This window comes from Aeromicrobium sp. NPDC092404, from assembly GCF_040684095.1.
Lineage (GTDB): Bacteria > Actinomycetota > Actinomycetes > Propionibacteriales > Nocardioidaceae > Aeromicrobium.
In genome coordinates this window covers 486,121-502,696 of sequence record NZ_JBFBFI010000001.1, presented here as the reverse complement: position 1 = coordinate 502,696, position 16,576 = coordinate 486,121, and the positions used below count along the sequence as shown (strand labels likewise).

The window sequence follows — 16,576 nt, the reverse complement described above, 5'->3', positions numbered from 1 at the left end:
GCCCGGCGCGACGGCATGGCGTCGTCCGCTAGGCTTGACCCGCGAAAGGGAGTAGTCCCCAACGGCTGTGTCGACATACTGACTCCACGAAGCTGTGGAATCCGGTGCAGCAGGCCACCTCGCGGTGGCGGACGAGACTTTCGACCGGGATGAGTCGATGACTATGCCTGGTCGAAGGCTTGTCATCCCGGCTCTTCGTCCAGGTGGACGAGGAGCTTTCTTCATGTACGCCGTCCTGCTGAGCGCGGCCCTGGTGTTCGTCGCCGAGCTCGGCGACAAGAGCCAGCTGATGTCGATGACGTTCGCGACGCGCTACCGCGCGCGCACCGTGATCATCGGCGCCGGCATCGCCTGCACGCTCACCAACCTCGTCTCCGCCCTCGTGGGCAACGCGATCGGCGACGCGCTTCCCGAGCAGGCCGTACGCGTCGCCGGTGGTGTGCTGTTCCTCCTGTTCGCCGCATGGACCCTGCGTCATCTGGCCGCCGGCGAAGAGCCCAAGGCCCCGGCCAAGGGTGGCGCGGCGGTGTTCGTCGTCGGGGTCGCCTTCGTGCTGTCCGAGCTCGGCGACAAGACCATGCTCGCGACGATGACGCTGTCGACGCAGCACCACTGGGTGCTGATCTGGATCGGCAGCACCGTCGGAATGCTGATCTCGATCGTGCTGGCGGTGTTCGTCGGACGCGCGCTGCTCCAGGCTCTGCCGATCAAGGCCGTGCACCTCGTGTCAGCCCTGTTGTTCGCCGCGGTCGGTGTGTGGATGCTCGTCGGCTAGCGTCGTCGGCGTGATCCACGACCTCGCCTCCCTGGCGGAGACCGTCGCCTTCCTGGTCTCGATCATGGTGCTGGCGCAGGCCTGTGCCGACGAGGGCCTGTTCGAGATCCTCGGCGAGCACATGGCGCGGCTGGCCGCGGGCTCCAGCACGACGCTGCTGGCTTGGAGCGTCGGCCTCGCCGCCGCAGTCACCGCCGTCTTGAGCCTCGACGCCACGGTCGTGCTCCTGACGCCGATCCTGATCGCCGCGACCGGGGTCAGCCCGCACCGCTCGCACGCGTACGCATCGGTCCGGATCGCCAACTCCGGGTCGACCTTGCTGCCGGTCTCCAACCTGACCAACCTGCTGGTCTTCGGGGCGACAGGGTTGTCGTTCGTCGGGTTCGCGTGGGCGATGCTCCCGGTGTGGCTCGTCGCGGTCGCGGCGGAGTACGCCGTCCTGCGCTGGTGGTTCCGGTCCGAGCTCCGCGAGCCGTACGTCCCGCCTGCCGGGGAGTCGTACGCCATGCCGCTGTTCCCGGTCGCCGTCGTCCTCGTCGTCCTGCTCGCGCTGGCCAGCGGCATCGTCCCCTGGCTGCCGGCGCTCGCGGGCGCGATCCTGGTCGGCGGTCATGCACTCGTGCGGCGCAACAGCACCTGGGCCGACCTCGTGGCGGCCGCCAACCTGCCGTTGGCCGCGTTGGTGCTGGTCTGGGCGCTGGCCGTCGCCTGGCTCGGCACCACCAGGTTCGGCGAGTGGTTCGACGATGCCATGCCGACCGGCACGAGCCTGGGTGCACTCGTCGCGATCGCCGTGATCGCGATGATCGCCGCGAACCTCGTCAACAACCTGCCGGCGACCTTGCTCCTCCTGCCGGCCGCCGCGGCGGCCGGACCTGCTGCAGTGCTTGCCCTGCTGATCGGCGTCAACGTCGGGGCGAACCTGACGGTGGTCGGATCGCTCGCCAACCTGCTGTGGCGCCAGTCCGGTGGTCGCACGCTCTCGTCGCTGCGGGAGTTCCACCTGCTGGGTCTCGCCACCACGCCGCTGCTGGTGGTCGTCTGCACGTTCGTCCTTTGGGGGTGGACGTCCGTCATCTGGTGACGAGCTCGCCCAGATAGGGTCGAGCCGTGCTGATCCTGCTGCCGCCGTCCGAGGGCAAGACGCGGCCGGAGACCGGCGCACCACTCGACCTCGAGGCCCTGTCGTCCAGCAGCCTCTCCCCCGTCCGCGCGCAGCTGCTGCGGGCCCTCGTCAGGCTCTGCAACGGCAACCCCAGACGGGCGATGGAGGTGCTCGGGCTCGGCACGACCCAGGCTGACGCGATCACCGTCAACGCGGCGCTCCCGGACGAGCCGACGGCGCGAGCCGACGCGATCTACACCGGGGTGCTGTTCTCCGAGCTCGACCTGTCGACGCTCGACGACGCGTCCCGCAAGCGCGCCGACGAGTCCCTCGCGATCGCCAGTGCCCTGTTCGGGCTGCTCCGACCGGACGACCTGATCCCGGCCTACCGCATGTCGGGCACCGTGACCCTGCCCCGACTCGGCTCGGTCGCCGGTCGCTGGCGCGGGCCGCTCCCCCGCGTGATGTCTCAGCTGGCGGCTGACGGCCTCCTGATCGACCTGCGCTCCGGGACCTACACGGCGCTCGGCAAGCCGCCGGCCGAGCTCAGCCACCGCACCGCCACGATGCGGGTGCTCCACGAGCACCGCGGCGTTCGCAAGGTGGTGAGCCACTTCAACAAGGCGACCAAGGGCCGGGTCGTACGGGGACTGCTCGAGTCCGGCGCCGATCCGCGCACGGTCGACGAGCTGCAGTCCGTGCTGGCCGACCTCGGCTGGACGGTCGAGCGCGACGGACAGCGCCTCGACATCGTCGTCTCCGAGGTCTAGCCGCCGGTCGGATCCGGGACGACGTTGAAGTTGCGCAACGACGCCGCACCGTCGCCGAACCACTGGATGGTGGTGAGGGATGCCGGTGACAGCTCGATCTTGTAGATCACCTGCATCGGTGCGTCGAGCGCTCGCCGCACCAGCATCTTGATCGGGGTCACGTGGCTGACCGCGACCACCGTTTGGCCGGCATGAGACTCCAGGAGTCGGTCGCACGCCGCGGACACCCGCTCGTACACCGCGTCGAACGTCTCACCGCCGGGCGGCGCCACCGCCGTCGACGCGAGCCACGCGTCGAGCTCCGCCGGCCACCGCTGCATGATCTCCGCGAAGCTGGATCCGTCCCACTCGCCGAAGGCCGCTTCGGCCAGCCCGGCCTCCAGGTCGACGTCGAGTCCCAGCTCATCGGCGACGACGGCCGCGGTCTCACGCGTCCGTTGCAGGGGTGACGCGACGATCGCGTCCACGCCACCCAGCCGCTTGAGCCAGGCGGCTGCTCGCCGCGCCTGCTCCACCCCGGTGGGCGTCAGCCCGGGATCTGTCCCGCCGCTGCCGCAGAACACCTTGCGCTCGGTCGACGGCGTCACGCCGTGACGCAACAAGATGAGCGTCGTGGGCTCGCTGTGCGGGCCGCCTCGCCAGCCGAGCTGGGTGGCGGGCTTCACGGTCGTCGATGGCGACCCACCGACCGTTCCTGACCCGCCCGCCGCCTCGTCGTCGAGCGCGGCGTTGGCCAGGGCATCCGCGGCTGCGTTCTGCTCGCGCGGGACCCAGGTCCAGGTCACGCCAACCCGCGGCAGCAGGCCACGAGCCTCCGCAGCGAGCGGCTTCATCGACTCGTGCTTGATCTTCCATCGGCCTGCCATCTGCTCGATGACGAGCTTGGAGTCCATGCGCACCTCGACGGACGACGCATCAGGCACATGCTCGCGCGCCAGCCGGAGCCCGGCGACCAGGCCGGAGTACTCGGCGACGTTGTTGGTCGCGACGCCGATCGTCGCACCCTGCTGGGCGATGACCCGCTCGGAGTCGGCATCGCGGACCAGCGCACCGTAGGCCGCTGGACCGGGGTTGCCCCGCGAGCCACCATCGGCCTCGATGATGATCCGCGAGGTCACAGCCCGGACTCGGCCGTCCGTACGAGGATGCGTCCGCACTCGGGGCAGCGCAGCACGTCGTCCTCCGGCGCGGCGGCGATCTCGCGCAGATCGGCCCCGTTGATCTCGAGCCGGCAGCCCTCGCAGCGGCGAGCCCGCAGCGCGGCAGCGCCGAGACCGCCGTACTGCGCACGCACCTTGTCGTACAGAGCGATGAGGTCGTCAGGAACACCCGAAGCGGCCTGAGCCCGATCCGCCAAGGCGGCGGTCGCCTGCTCGTCCAGCACGACGATCGCGGCGTCCCGGGCGGCGACGGCCTGAGCCAGGTCTTCGTTGATGGCACCGAGGTCGGCCTGGACTGCGGCCAGCCGGATCTGCGCCTCCTCGAGCTTCTCCATGATCTCGAGCTCGTCGTCCTCGAGGGTCGAGATGCGGCGCTCGAGCGCGACGAGCTCGTGCTGCAGGCTCTCGAGGTCCTTGGGATTGCTGATGGCACCGGAGTTCAGCCGCTCCTCGTCGCGGGTGCGACGGGTCTTGACCTGTTCCACCTCGGCGTCGGCCTTCTTCTGGGCGCGGCTGAGGTCGGCCACCTCCGTGTCGGCCTCGATGCGTGCCCCGTCGAGCTCGCTCGCCTTGGCCTGAAGGTCCTCGATCTGCGCGTGCTCCGGGAGGGAGTTCTTGCGGTGCTGGAGCTGGGCGAGGACGGAGTCCTGAGCCTGCAGGTCGAGCAGGGCGGACTGGGCGGTGGGGTCGGCTTTCACAAGGGCTACCGTACCGGCTGCGGATTCCCCGTCATGGCCCGCTCAGGCCGCTCCGCTCACGAGATGTGCGACGTCCAGGGGTCGGTGACGATCGTCGAGACCTTGGTCTCGACGCCTGGCACCCGCTCGGCAAGCGCCGCCGCGGCAACCGGCAGCCAGGTCCACTCGGCCGCCCAGTGCGGGACGTCCACGACCGCGCAGGCGCCCGGTTGCTCGAGGTGCTCGCTGACGGGGTGGTGCCGCAGGTCCGAGGTCACGTAGACGTCCGCACCGGACCGGGTCGCTGTCGCGAGCAGGAAGTCGCCCGACCCTCCGCACAGCGCGACCGTGCGGATCGGCCGCTCCGGGTCACCGGCGACGCGGGTCGCGCTGTGGTGGCTCGGCAGACGGTCGGCGACATGCGCCGCGAACTGTGCCAGCGTCATCTCCGAGCTCAGCGTGCCCACGCGTCCACTCCCCCGGTCGGCGGCCCTGGCCGCCGGTTCCAGGACGTCGTAGGCGACCTCTTCGTACGGGTGCGCCTCGACCAGCGCCGCCCGGACGTCCTCGCGCAGGCGGCGGTCGGCGACCATCTCGATCCGGACCTCGGGGACGCGCTCGACCGTGCCCACCTCACCGATCGCCGGGTCCGCGCCGGGCAAGGGCCGGAACGACCCGGTGCCGGTCGACCGGAACTGGGTCGAGTCGTAGTCGCCCATCGCGCCTGCACCAGCGCCGTGCATGGCTGCGGCGACGGTGTCAGCGGCCTCCTCCGGGACGAAGACGACCCACGTGTCCGTCGGATCGGCCGGGTCGGCCTCCAAGGGGTGTACGTCGGAGAGCCCGAGGGCGAGCGCCATCGACTCCGAGACGCCAAGGGCCGGGCTGTCCGCGTTCGTGTGGCAGGTGTGGAGCGCGATGCCGTGACTGATCAGGGTGTGCACGACGCGGCCCTTGGGTGTGGTCGCTGCGACGCTCGTGACGCCCTTGAGCCACAGCGGGTGGTGCGTCACCACCAGGTCCGCGCCCCAGGTCACGGCCTCGTCGACGACCGCCTGGACGGGGTCGACGGCGAACAGCACCTTGCCGACCTCGGCATCCGGATCGCCGGCGACGGTGCCGACGGCGTCCCAGCTGTCAGCCCACCGCGGGTCGTACAGGCCGTCGAGGACGCCGACGACGTCGCGCAGAGTGGGCATGACCGCACTCTAGCGATCAGCGCGCACGCCGCTGAGCGTGGCGACGGTCAGGCGACGACGGCCAGAGCCAACGGGAGCACGGCTCCGGCACCACGGAGCCGCAGCTCCCGGGCAGCGACCGTCATCGACCAGCGGCTGTCGACGCGGTCGTCGACCAGCAGGACCGGCTTGCCGTCCAGAGCCCGAAGGCCGGCGGCCAGCTCGTCACCGATGCCGAACGTGCCCCACACGTCGGCGAGCCGATAGGCGCTGTTGCCACCGGGTCCGCCACGAGAGCCCTCGCCGAGCAGGTCGAGAGACCCGAGGTCCTCGAGCCGGCCGATCCGGGCGATGCCGCGCGCCAACGAGTCCACGAGCTGCGGGTGCGACCGCGACGGCATGCTAACGACGGCAGCCGGGCGTCGAGCCCAGTTCCAGTCCTTGAGCACCCGGACGCAGGCGCCCAGCAGCTCGTCGGTCACGGGCGCGTCCTCGACGCCCGGCGAGAACAGCTCGCGCAGCACGCCACCCCAGCCGAGGTCGGTCAGGCGGGCCACCGCTCGGCCGGGCTCGAAGCGCTCGTCCTCGGCGATCTTGCCCTTGGCCTCGACCCCCAGCCGGGTGGCGCCGGTCGGCCACTGCGCGCGCGGCTCGATCTCGACGCCGACCTTGTCGAGCGTGCTGGATGCGACCTGGGCGGCGTCGTCGGCGACATCGGTCGGGAACCACGGCCCGGCACACACGTCGCAGCGACCACACGGGGCAGCGGTCGGGTCGTCGAGGTCGCGCTGCAACATCTCCATGCGGCACGTCGTAGCCCGCTCGTAGGCGAGCATCGACTGCTGCTCGGCGGCGCGTGCCTCCGAGATGCGCTCGTAGCGCTCACGGTCGTACGTCCAGGGCTGCCCCGTCGCGACCCATCCGCCCTGCACCCGGCGCACCGCACCGTCGACGTCGAGCACCTTGAGGAGCAGCTCCAGCGGCGTGCGCCTGATGTTGACGAGTGCCTCGAGCGCCGGCGTCGACAGCGGCTTGTCGCCGAGCTCACCGATCACCGCTGCCGCGCGCTCCTCGCTCGGCATCGACGACGTGGCGAAGTAGTGCCAGATCTCGGCGTCCTCGCGCCCCGGCAGCAGCAGCACGTCAGCGTTGTCGGTGGCTCGTCCGGCACGTCCGACCTGTTGGTAGTAGGCGACCGGCGAGGACGGCGCACCGAGGTGGATCACGAAGCCGAGGTCGGGCTTGTCGAATCCCATGCCCAGCGCGCTCGTCGCGACCAGGGCCTTGAGCTCGTTGTCCTTGAGCTGTCGCTCCAGCTCCTCGCGCTGCTCGGGATCGGTCCGCCCGGTGTAGGCGCGCACCGCGTGGCCACCTTCGCGGAGCAGGCGGGCGGTGTCCTCCGCCGCCGAGACCGTCAAGGCATAGATGATGCCGCTGCCCGGCAGCTCGGCGAGGTGGCTGAGGAGCCAGCCGAGCCGGTCACGGGACCCGGTCAGCTCGAGCACGCCGAGCCGCAACGACGTACGAGCGAGGGAGCCCCTGATCGTCGTGACCTGGTCGACCGAGCCCAGCTGCTCGGCCACGTCGGTGACGACCCGGGCGTTGGCGGTCGCGGTCGTCGCGAGGACGGGCAGGTCGTCGGGCAGTCGTCCGATCAGCTCCGCGAGCCGGCGGTAGTCGGGCCGGAAGTCGTGGCCCCAGTCCGAGATGCAGTGCGCCTCGTCGACCACGAGCATGCCCATCCGGTCGATGAGGGCGGGCAGCTGCTCGTCACGGAACCGGGGGTTGTTGAGCCGCTCCGGCGACACCAGCAGGATGTCGACCTCGTCCGCCGCCAGCTTGGCCTGCGTGTCCTCCCACTCGTGCGGGTTGGCGGAGTTGATCGCCACCGCCCGCACGCCGGCCCGTGCGGCTGCGGCCACCTGGTCACGCATCAGCGCCAGGAGGGGCGACACCAGCAGCGTCGGCCCGGTGCCCCGCTGGCGGAGCAGCAGGGTGGCGATGAAGTAGACCGCCGACTTGCCCCACCCGGTCCGCTGCACCACCAGGGCACGACGGCGGTCGTCGACGAGCGCCTGGATCGCCTCGAGCTGGCCGTCGTGGAAGACCGCGTCATCGCGACCCGTCAGACGCCGCAGCGCGGTGGTGGCGTCCAGCTCGGTGCTCGTCGAAGTCATGACCCCCACTGTGTCAGCCCGAGCCGACAGTGGCTCCCTTGCCGTCCACAGCGCCGTCAGCTCAGCGGCGGGATCCGCACGACGACCTGTCGCCACGCCTTGGTCCCATGGTTCATGCTCACGAGGGCTTGGGTCCCGCCGGCATTCAGCTCATCGAACGAGCTGTCCTCAGGAAAGGCCTTCACCGTGCGTGAGTCGAGGTCGACGAGGAACCGGCGATCAGCGCCGCCGTCGCCGGTCATCGTGACACCTGTCCACGGTCCGACGGGGGCCACGTGGTGCGGTACCGGGTTGTTCAGCGAGTCCGTGGGGAACGGAGTGAAACGGGTCGTCCGGCCCGAGTGTTCCGTGATGGTCAGCACCGGATTCACCACCTCGCCAGGTTCGTCACCGCCGGGCTCGCCCATGCACAAGGTCTCGAAGGAATCGGTGAGCTCCGCTCCGCAGAATCCAGGTTCCTTCACACGGGGGCTGACTGGAAGCCGAGTCGTCTCGCCCGTCGTGAGGTCCCGGCTGAATCCGGCGCCCTTGACCTCATACCTCAGGGCGTCGCCTGCGAGCGTCACGAACTTTCCTCCGTCGATCAGAACCTTCGCAGGAGACGAGCCGTCGGCCGGCACCGAGTAGACCGCGGCGTCGCCACGGTCACGCTCGCGGCAGCAGGCGAATCTGCTGAAGTAGACCGTGTCGCCGGCGACCACCAGATCGTCGCCCCCAACCATTCGGCCACCAGGGTCGATTGCGCTGTACAGACGGGTGACCTTCTTGCTCCGGCGGTCGTACGAGTACAGCGCAAACGCTGAGCTGGCGATGTGGGTCTCGGGCGTCTCCATCCACACCACGTGGTCGCGCGTGCCCACGATCGTCGGCACCTGCGTCGGCTTCGCGCGCTCGCGTTCGTCGAGGACGGTGAACTCCGTTGTCTCCACGTCATACAGCACGGGGTGGGTCTGCGCGATGAGTCCGCCACCGACGACGCCGTCGCCGGACCGTTTCTCCGGGAGCGACACCGTTCCGAGGAGCTGTCCGTCAGGCGTGAAGCCTCGGAAGTTTGCGTCCTGGTCCCCCAGGTTGCTCGGCAGATCAGCGACGATCTCAAGGTCCTCGCCGAGCTTCAGCGTCGGCGCCTTCGCCGGGTCGATGGTGCGGACGGTGTCTGTGGTCCGATCTGCCTGGGGCAGCTCGTCGGACCCCGATGTGCAGCTCGAGATGCACAGCAACCCGACCAGACCGAAGACACACTCTCGCAATCGCATGCCGCATCATGGCACTCCGTCAGCGTGGGCGTGACCCAATCACGACGGTTCCGTCCACGTCTTCTGCTCTGCGTACTGTCGAGGTCAGTCCCGACTCGGCGAACACCTCGGCCGTACGGGCTGCCTGTTCCCGGCTCGTCTCGATCAAGAGGTGGCCCCCCGCGGCCAGCCACCCGGCCGCACCTGCCGCAACCCGCTGCTGGACGTCGGTGCCGTCCGGTCCCCCGTCGAGCGTCACGTGCGGCTCGTGCTCCCGCGCCTCCGGCGGCATGAACGCGATGGCGTCAGTGGGCACGTACGGTGCATTCACGACGAGCAGGTCCACCTGCCCGCGCAACGCGGCCGGCAACGGGGCGTAAAGGTCACCCTCGAAGACGCAGCCGCCCAGCGGCTCGAGGTTGCGGGCAGCGCACCGTACGGCCGCCGGCTCGATGTCGGTTCCGTACAGCTCGACCCCTCCGAGCTCAGCGTGCACCGCCGCGCCGACCGCGCCCGTCCCGCAGCACAGGTCGACGACGACTGCGCCGGCCCGGCCCAGCGCCGCCGCCTCGCGGACCAGGACCTCCGTACGGCGTCTCGGCACGAACACGCCGGGCTCGACCCCGATGCGCAGGCCGCAGAACTCCACCCAGCCCACGACGACCTCCAGCGGCAGGCCGGCAACGCGCCGCTCGACCATCGTCTCGAGCTCCTCGGATGTGCGTGCCTCGGCGACCAGGAGCGCCGCCTCGTCCTCGGCGAACACGCTGCCGGCCGCCCGCAGCCGCGCGACGACGGGCGAATCGGGCATGACGGCATGGTTTCACAGCTGGATCGGTCGTTATCGCGGCGAGCACGTGGGTACGCCCCGGGTCAACGCGACAACGCAAGGGAGGATTCGAGATGACGACAGCACGAGAGATCATGACCGGCGGCGTCGACTGCGTGGACGCCAGCGAGACCCTGGTGGACGCCGCCAGGAAGATGCGCGACCTCGACGTCGGCGCCCTCCCGATCTGCGGCGAGGACCAGCGACTCAAGGGCATGCTCACCGACCGCGACATCGTCGTCCAGTGCATCGCAGAGGGCGGCGATCCCGCGACCAAGACCGCCGGTGACCTCGCCGACGGCAAGCCCGTCACGATCGGGGCGGACGACTCGATCGAGGAGACGCTGCGCACCATGACGGAGCACTCCGTACGTCGCCTGCCGGTGATCGACGGGCACGAGCTCATCGGCATCGTGAGCCAGGCGGACGTGGCGAAGAACCTGCCGGAGGAGCGGGTCGGCGAGCTCGTCGAGGCGATCTCGGGCGCACCGAGCAACGACGGCTGATCCACAGGGGCTGGGCCGTGGGCCATCGAGGCCTTGCGGCCCGGCCCTCCGTCGTGGACGGTGGTCCCATGCATCGGTCGTGGCGGAGTCGTGGACGGACAGCGGCTCTGGCAGTGACGGGCATCCTGGTCCTCGCGAGCTGCTCGTCGGACCCTGACAAGGCACCGGACCGCCCAAGGCCCACGGCACTCACCGCCGAAGGCATCCGCTGTGACCGCGAACGGGCGACGGCGGAGGTCAAGGACACCATCGAACGCGTCGGCGGCCTGGTCGCCGACGACTACGTGGTGCGGTTCTCGCAGAGCACCCAGGCCGGCGTCGTCGCGCTCGTCGACGGCGACGTGCAGAAGGCGTTCGACGAGCTGACGAGCACGACCGCGGTCACTATCGTCGCGAAGTTCGAGGACGACACGTCCGTCAAGGTTACCGGGTTCCAACAGGTCCGTGACCTCGTCGCGTCGGTCTGCGGCTGACAGGCGTACGCGGGCAGGTCACGCCAGGCGAGCGGTGGCCGTCGGCTCGTCACGACCACGCAGCACGAGGCTCTCGTGGTCGACCCAGTGCCGGCCCTCGTCCGCGCCGGCCTCCGAGACGCTCGCCGCGGCGACCAGCACCCGTCCCTCAACCTCTTTTGCCAGCTCCGTCAGCCTGGCCGCTGCGTTGACCGCGTCGCCGATGACGGTGTACTCGAACCGGGAGCGGTGGCCGACATTGCCGGCGACGGCTGGCCCGGTCGAAACGCCGATACCAGCACCCACCTCGGGCAGCTCGGTCTGGAGCCGTTCGGCGATGACGCGCGCCGAGGCGAGGGCAGCGCTGGCGTGGTCGTCCAGGTCGACCGGTGCGCCGAAGATCGCCAGCACGGCATCGCCCATGAACTTGTTGACCAGCCCGTCGCGCCGATCGACCTCTTCCACGACGACCTCGAAGAACCGGTTGAGCATGCCGACGACCTCGCTCGGCGGCCGATTCTCCGCGTACGACGTCGAGCCGATCAGGTCGATCATGAGGACCGAGACGATCCGCGTCTCTCCCCCGAGCTCGACCTCGCCCGAGGTAGCCGCCTTCGCAACCGCCTGTCCGACGTGGCGCCCGAAGAGGTCACGGATCTGCTCACGTTCGCGCAGCCCGGTCACCATCTCGTTGAACCCCGCCTGCAGCAGACCGAGCTCGGTGCCGTCGTCGACCCGGACCTCGACGTCGAAGTCGCCCTCGCCGACCTTGGTGAGAGCGCCTTGGACCGCCTTGATGGGGCCGACGACGGCTCGTGCGTTGAGGACCGTCACCATGAGTCCGAAGACGAGCACGACCGCGGCGAGACCCGCCACGACGAACGCGAGCCGCGTGACGCTCGCCTCCTCGATCGTGAGGGCGACGACGGCCGCCACCACGAGGCCGAGGACCGGAGCGCCCGTGCCGAGGCTCCAGAACACGATCATGCGACGTTGCACCCCGGCGCCGAGCCGATCGGTGCTCGACCGACCGGCCAGCGCCCGTGCCGCCACCGGGCGCAGCGCGAACTCGGTGAGCAGATAGGCGATGGCGCTGACCACGACGCCAGCGATGCCCACGGCGAAGAACGCGCTCAGGGCGCCTTCGGGCTGCACGACCAGGGCGAGGACACCGAAGACGATGACGCCGCCGAACCACAGCTGGGACTGGATCAGCGTCAGTCGCAGCGGCAGCCGCAGGGCGGTACGACGTTCGTCGTCGGTCGGCTCTCGTTCCTCGAGCGCCCAGCGCATCGCCCGCAGGGCACTGACCGTCACGGTGCTCGCGCCGATCACCACGGCCGCGAGGACGTACACCGGGACGGCGATCGCGAGAGCCGTGAGATACGCGGTGGACGGACCCTCCCCGGGGGTGATGAGGAACGTCAGTCCGAAGACGATGCCGGCGCCGATGACGTTCGTCAGGACCAGCAGCACCGTGAGGAGAACCTGCACGCGGATCCGCAGCTTGACGAAGGGCTGCTCCGGCGAACCGACCAACCAGTCGTTGCCGCGCCGGTACACGCTTGCCACGGCAACTCCGTTCCTGTGAGGGGCTCGGACGAGACCCTACCGGCCGGATGCCGCAACGACTGCGACCCCGGGCACACAGCAGTCGGGGCAACCATCGATGTGGGCGAAGAGGGACTCGAACCCCCGACCTTCCGGGTGTAAACCGGATGCTCTAACCAACTGAGCTATTCGCCCTCAGGACCAGCGGAACGATACCGCAAGCGCCGCGCAGGTCCCGCATGAGCAAGAGGCCGGGCACGCAGAACCGCGGCTGCCAAGGTCTCGGGTCCCTGGCAGCCGCGGCAGCTCAATCAAAGCGTATGGGCACGTTCGACCGCAGGTGATTTGGGAAGATTTCAGGAAAGTTCGGCCACCGCAGCGCGATAGTCGGCGAGATCGCGCTGATCGCCGATTCCCATCTGCACCATCCACCTCAGCACTCCCTCGCGATCGATGACGTACGTGCCGCGGTTGGGCACGCCGACCTCGTCGTTGAAGATGCCGTACGCCCTCGAGACCTCGCCGTGCGGCCAGAAGTCGCTGAGGACCGGGAACGGGTGCCCCTGCTGGTCGGCGAACGCGCGGTTGGAGAAGAAGTGGTCGCACGAGACCACCAGGATCTGGGTCTGTGCCGCCTCGAACGTGTCGGCGTCGTCACGCAGGGCGGCGAGCTCGTCGGAGCAGATGCCGCTGAACGCGAACGGGATGAAGACCAGCAGGACGTTCGTCCCTCGGAAGGACGAGAGGGACACGTCCTCGCCGTGCTGGCTCTTGAGGGTGAAGTCCGGCGCGACAGATCCGACATCGAGGCTCATGCGTCGAGCCTAGGACCCCACCGGGCCGGGTGCCCGCTGGAGCTAGCGCTTGTGCGCTGTGAGCCGGGTCGAGGCCCAGTCGTCGGAGGCCGAGGCCGTGGTCGTCGTCGACAGACCCGCGATGGGCGCCGCTTCGACGACGTCGGCGCCGGGCACGTACCCGGGTCGGCCGACCTTGGGCGTGAACAACCAGACCGAGCCGCCTTCGGCGAGGTCCTGGAGAGCGCCGACGAGCTCGTCGACCAGGTCGCCGTCTTGGTCGCGCCACCAGACGATGACGCCGTCGACGACGTCGCCGTGGTCCCCGTCGACCAGGTTGTTGCCGGTGACCCGCTCGATCTCGACCCGGAGCTCTTCGTCGACGTCCTCATCCCAACCGAGCTCCTGGATGACGGTGTCAGGACTGAAGCCCAGCTTGCCCGCGTCCACCGCGATGTCCCCTTACGTTCGTGGAAAACCTACTGAAAAGTAGGTTCGTCAGCACTGTTGCCGCTAACACAGTAGCGAACCCGGGGTGGGATGATGGACACGTCCACAAGACTCTAGGGAGCAAGCATGCCGCAATCCGGCCCCGATCGACCGCCCGTCATTCACGAGGGTCTGCCGACCCAGTTGCCCGACATCGACCCGGACGAGACCTCCGAGTGGGTCAGCTCGCTCGACGAGATGATCGACAGCCGCGGCCGCAGCCGTGCGCGTTACGTCATGCTCAAGCTGCTGGAGCGTGCGCGCGAGCAGAACGTCGGCGTGCCGGCGCTGCGCAGCACCGACTTCATCAACACGATCCCGCCCGAGCGGGAGCCGTGGTTCCCCGGCAACGAGGCCATCGAGCGCCGCATTCGTGCCTACATCCGCTGGAACGCCGCCGTCATGGTGTCGCGCGCCAACCGCCCGGGCCTCGGCGTCGGCGGGCACATCGCTTCCTACCAGTCGGCGGCCAGCCTCTACGAGGTCGGCTTCAACCACTTCTTCCGCGGCAAGAACCATCCCGGTGGCGGTGACCAGATCTACTTCCAGGGCCACGCGGCGCCCGGCATCTACGCGCGGTCGTTCCTCGAGGGCGGGCTCAACGAGACCCAGCTCGACCGATTCCGGCAGGAGCACTCGCACGGCGAGGGCAACGGTCTGTCGTCCTACCCCCACCCGCGACTCATGTCGGACTACTGGGAGTTCCCGACGGTGTCGATGGGCCTCGGCGCGATCAACTCGATCTACCAGGCACGGTTCAACCGCTACCTGCACAACCGCGGCATCAAGGACACCAGCCAGCAGCACGTGTGGACGTTCCTCGGCGACGGTGAGATGGGCGAGCCGGAGTCGCTGGGAGCGATCGGCATCGCCGCGCGCGAGGAGCTCGACAACCTCACGTTCGTCGTCAACTGCAACCTGCAGCAGCTCGACGGCCCGGTGCGCGGCAACGGCAAGATCATCCAGGAGCTCGAGTCCACGTTCCGTGGCGCCGGGTGGAACGTCATCAAGGTCGTCTGGGGACGCGAGTGGGACGACCTGCTCGCCCGCGACACCGACGGTGCGCTCGTCAACCAGATGAACCGTACGCCGGACGGCGAGTTCCAGACGCTGTCGGTCGAGTCTGGCGCCTACAACCGCGAGAACTTCTTCGGCCCCGACCCGCGCCTGCGCAAGATGGTCGAGCACCTGTCCGACGAGGAGATCGAACGTCTCCCCCGCGGCGGGCACGACTACCGCAAGGTCTACGCCGCGTTCGACGCCGCCCAGAAGCACACGGGACAGCCGACCGTGATCCTGGCGCACACGATCAAGGGCTGGCTGCTCGAGTCGTTCGCGGGCCGCAACGCGACCCACCAGATGAAGAAGCTGACCAAGGACGACCTCAAGGGGTTCCGCGACCGGCTCAACATCCCGATCTCCGACGCCCAGATCGACGGCAGCGACATCGCGCCGTTCTACCACCCGGGCGAGGACAGCGAGGAGATGCAGTACATGCGGGCCCGCCGCGAGGCACTCGGCGGCTCGCTGCCCAAGCGCGTCGTCAACCCGGTCAGCGTCAAGCTGCCCGAGGACCAGATGTACGACGAGCTCAAGAAGGGCTCCGGCAAGCAGCAGATCGCCACGACGATGGCCTTCGTACGCCTGTTGCGCGACCTCATGAAGGACCCCGAGATCGGACACCGCATCGTGCCGATCGCCCCGGACGAGTACCGCACGTTCGGCATGGACTCGATGTTCCCCTCGGCCAAGATCTACAACCCGGCCGGGCAGACGTACGAGGCGGTCGACCGCAAGCTGCTGCTCGCCTACAAGGAGTCCGTGAAGGGCCAGCTCCTCCACGAGGGCATCAGCGAGGCCGGGGCGATGGCCTCGGCGATCGCGGCCGGCAGCGCGTACTCCACGCACGGCGAGCCGATGATCCCGGTCTACCTCTTCTACTCGATGTTCGGCTTCCAGCGCACGGCCGACTCGATCTGGGCGATGGCCGACCAGCTGGCCCGTGGCTTCCTGATCGGCGCGACCGCCGGTCGTACGACGCTGACCGGCGAAGGCCTGCAGCACGCGGACGGGCACTCGCCCCTGATCGCGCAGACCAACCCCGCGGTCGTGCACTACGACCCGGCGTACGGGTTCGAGATCAGCCACATCGTGAAGTACGGCCTCGAGCGCATGTACGGCACCACCGAGTCGTTCCCCAACGGTGAGGACATCATCTTCTACCTGACGGTCTACAACGAGGCCTACAACCAGCCCGCCGAGCCGGAGGAGGTCGACGTCGAGGGCATCCTCAAGGGCGCCTACCTCTACCGCAAGGCCACCGGTGGTGAGGCGTCCGCGCGCATCATGGCGTCCGGTGTCTCGGTGCCGTGGGCGCTCAAGGCGCAGGAGATCCTCGCCGCCGACTACGGCGTCGAGGCCGACGTCTGGTCCGTGACCTCGTGGAACGAGCTCGCGCGCGACGCCGTGGCAGCCGAGAAGTGGAACCTCAACCACCCCGGCGACTACAGCCGGATGCCCTACATCACGGCCAAGCTCATGGAGACGTCCGCCGTGACGGTCGCGGTCAGCGACTACATGCGCGCGGTGCCCGACCAGATCGCCCGTTGGGTGCCCGGTCCGTGGCAGTCGCTCGGCACCGACGGGTTCGGCTTCGCCGACACCCGTGCAGCCGCCCGGCGCACCTTCCAGGTCGACGCGGAGTCGATCGTCCTCTCGGTGCTGCAGACGCTGGCACAGCGTGGCACCGTCCGGCCCGAGACGGTGCGTGACGCGTTCAGCCGGTTCCGCATCGACGATCCGACCGCCGTCGCAGACGTACCTCAGGAGGGTGGCGACGCCTGACGCAGCCGCCAAACCCACGGGACAAGCTCTCAGG

15 protein-coding genes and 1 tRNA gene are annotated in these 16,576 nt (G+C 69.5%); 6 read left to right on the top strand and 10 right to left on the bottom strand.

The annotated features are described in order from the left end of the window. The first annotated feature begins 223 nt into the window (after positions 1-223). The 3 genes from AB0N22_RS02600 to yaaA are packed head-to-tail and all read left to right on the top strand — an operon-like array spanning position 224 to position 2,650. Complete coding sequence (locus AB0N22_RS02600; RefSeq protein ID WP_364635667.1) at positions 224-775, top strand: TMEM165/GDT1 family protein; 552 nt, start codon at positions 224-226, stop codon at positions 773-775. Between the two features lie 10 nt (positions 776-785). Next, a complete protein-coding gene (locus tag AB0N22_RS02595; RefSeq protein ID WP_364635664.1) occupies positions 786-1,859 on the top strand; it encodes an SLC13 family permease in 1,074 nt (357 codons plus the stop codon). A gap of 26 nt (positions 1,860-1,885) precedes the next feature. Next, positions 1,886-2,650 carry a peroxide stress protein YaaA gene (gene yaaA, locus AB0N22_RS02590; RefSeq protein ID WP_364635661.1) on the top strand — a complete coding sequence of 255 codons (765 nt, stop codon included), beginning with the start codon at positions 1,886-1,888 and terminating at the stop codon, positions 2,648-2,650. On the opposite strand, the gene AB0N22_RS02585 is transcribed toward yaaA, so the two are convergent. Genes AB0N22_RS02585 through AB0N22_RS02560 form a run of 6 tightly spaced genes read right to left on the bottom strand, consistent with a single transcriptional unit; the run spans position 2,647 to position 9,888 of the window. After that, complete coding sequence (locus tag AB0N22_RS02585) at positions 2,647-3,768, bottom strand: bifunctional RNase H/acid phosphatase (protein ID WP_364635658.1); 1,122 nt, start codon at positions 3,766-3,768, stop codon at positions 2,647-2,649. The two genes, yaaA and AB0N22_RS02585, sit on opposite strands and share 4 nt — an antisense overlap. Further along, a complete protein-coding gene (locus AB0N22_RS02580) occupies positions 3,765-4,508 on the bottom strand; it encodes a C4-type zinc ribbon domain-containing protein (protein WP_364635655.1) in 744 nt (247 codons plus the stop codon). Before AB0N22_RS02580 ends, AB0N22_RS02585 begins: the two co-directional genes overlap by 4 nt. A 56-nt stretch (positions 4,509-4,564) precedes the next feature. Then, entirely contained in the window at positions 4,565-5,686 is a 1,122-nt protein-coding gene (locus AB0N22_RS02575) for a Nif3-like dinuclear metal center hexameric protein (protein ID WP_364635652.1), read from the bottom strand. Between the two features lie 47 nt (positions 5,687-5,733). After that, positions 5,734-7,872: a RecQ family ATP-dependent DNA helicase gene (locus AB0N22_RS02570; protein WP_364639178.1), complete on the bottom strand. Its 2,139-nt coding sequence runs from the start codon at positions 7,870-7,872 to the stop codon at positions 5,734-5,736. A gap of 26 nt (positions 7,873-7,898) precedes the next feature. Further along, entirely contained in the window at positions 7,899-9,062 is a 1,164-nt protein-coding gene (locus tag AB0N22_RS02565; RefSeq protein WP_364635649.1) for a hypothetical protein, read from the bottom strand. A gap of 55 nt (positions 9,063-9,117) precedes the next feature. Beyond that, entirely contained in the window at positions 9,118-9,888 is a 771-nt protein-coding gene (locus AB0N22_RS02560) for a putative protein N(5)-glutamine methyltransferase (protein WP_364635646.1), read from the bottom strand. A 92-nt stretch (positions 9,889-9,980) separates the two neighbouring features. Here AB0N22_RS02560 and AB0N22_RS02555 point away from each other — a divergent pair, with 92 nt between their 5' ends. Both AB0N22_RS02555 and AB0N22_RS02550 read left to right on the top strand, forming a co-directional pair. After that, positions 9,981-10,412, top strand: coding sequence for a CBS domain-containing protein (locus tag AB0N22_RS02555; protein WP_364635643.1), 432 nt, complete (start codon positions 9,981-9,983; stop codon positions 10,410-10,412). Between the two features lie 113 nt (positions 10,413-10,525). Further along, positions 10,526-10,885, top strand: coding sequence for a hypothetical protein (locus AB0N22_RS02550; protein WP_364635640.1), 360 nt, complete (start codon positions 10,526-10,528; stop codon positions 10,883-10,885). 18 nt (positions 10,886-10,903) lie between these two features. On the opposite strand, the gene AB0N22_RS02545 is transcribed toward AB0N22_RS02550, so the two are convergent. The 4 genes from AB0N22_RS02545 to AB0N22_RS02530 all read right to left on the bottom strand — a co-directional run bounded on the left by AB0N22_RS02545 (position 10,904) and on the right by AB0N22_RS02530 (position 13,659). Next, positions 10,904-12,436 (bottom strand): adenylate/guanylate cyclase domain-containing protein, encoded by a 1,533-nt coding sequence (locus tag AB0N22_RS02545; RefSeq protein ID WP_364635637.1) that lies wholly within the window; start codon positions 12,434-12,436, stop codon positions 10,904-10,906. Between the two features lie 100 nt (positions 12,437-12,536). Beyond that, a tRNA-Val gene (locus tag AB0N22_RS02540) sits at positions 12,537-12,610 on the bottom strand. Positions 12,611-12,771: 161 nt separating this feature from the next. Then, a complete protein-coding gene (locus tag AB0N22_RS02535) occupies positions 12,772-13,230 on the bottom strand; it encodes a peroxiredoxin (RefSeq protein ID WP_364635634.1) in 459 nt (152 codons plus the stop codon). A gap of 42 nt (positions 13,231-13,272) precedes the next feature. Further along, a complete protein-coding gene (locus AB0N22_RS02530) occupies positions 13,273-13,659 on the bottom strand; it encodes a DUF3052 domain-containing protein (protein WP_364635631.1) in 387 nt (128 codons plus the stop codon). Between the two features lie 126 nt (positions 13,660-13,785). Here AB0N22_RS02530 and aceE point away from each other — a divergent pair, with 126 nt between their 5' ends. Beyond that, the gene (gene aceE, locus AB0N22_RS02525) at positions 13,786-16,542 is read left to right on the top strand and encodes a pyruvate dehydrogenase (acetyl-transferring), homodimeric type (protein ID WP_364635628.1); all 2,757 of its coding nucleotides are present in this window, start codon (positions 13,786-13,788) and stop codon (positions 16,540-16,542) included. Positions 16,543-16,576 lie beyond the last annotated feature (34 nt).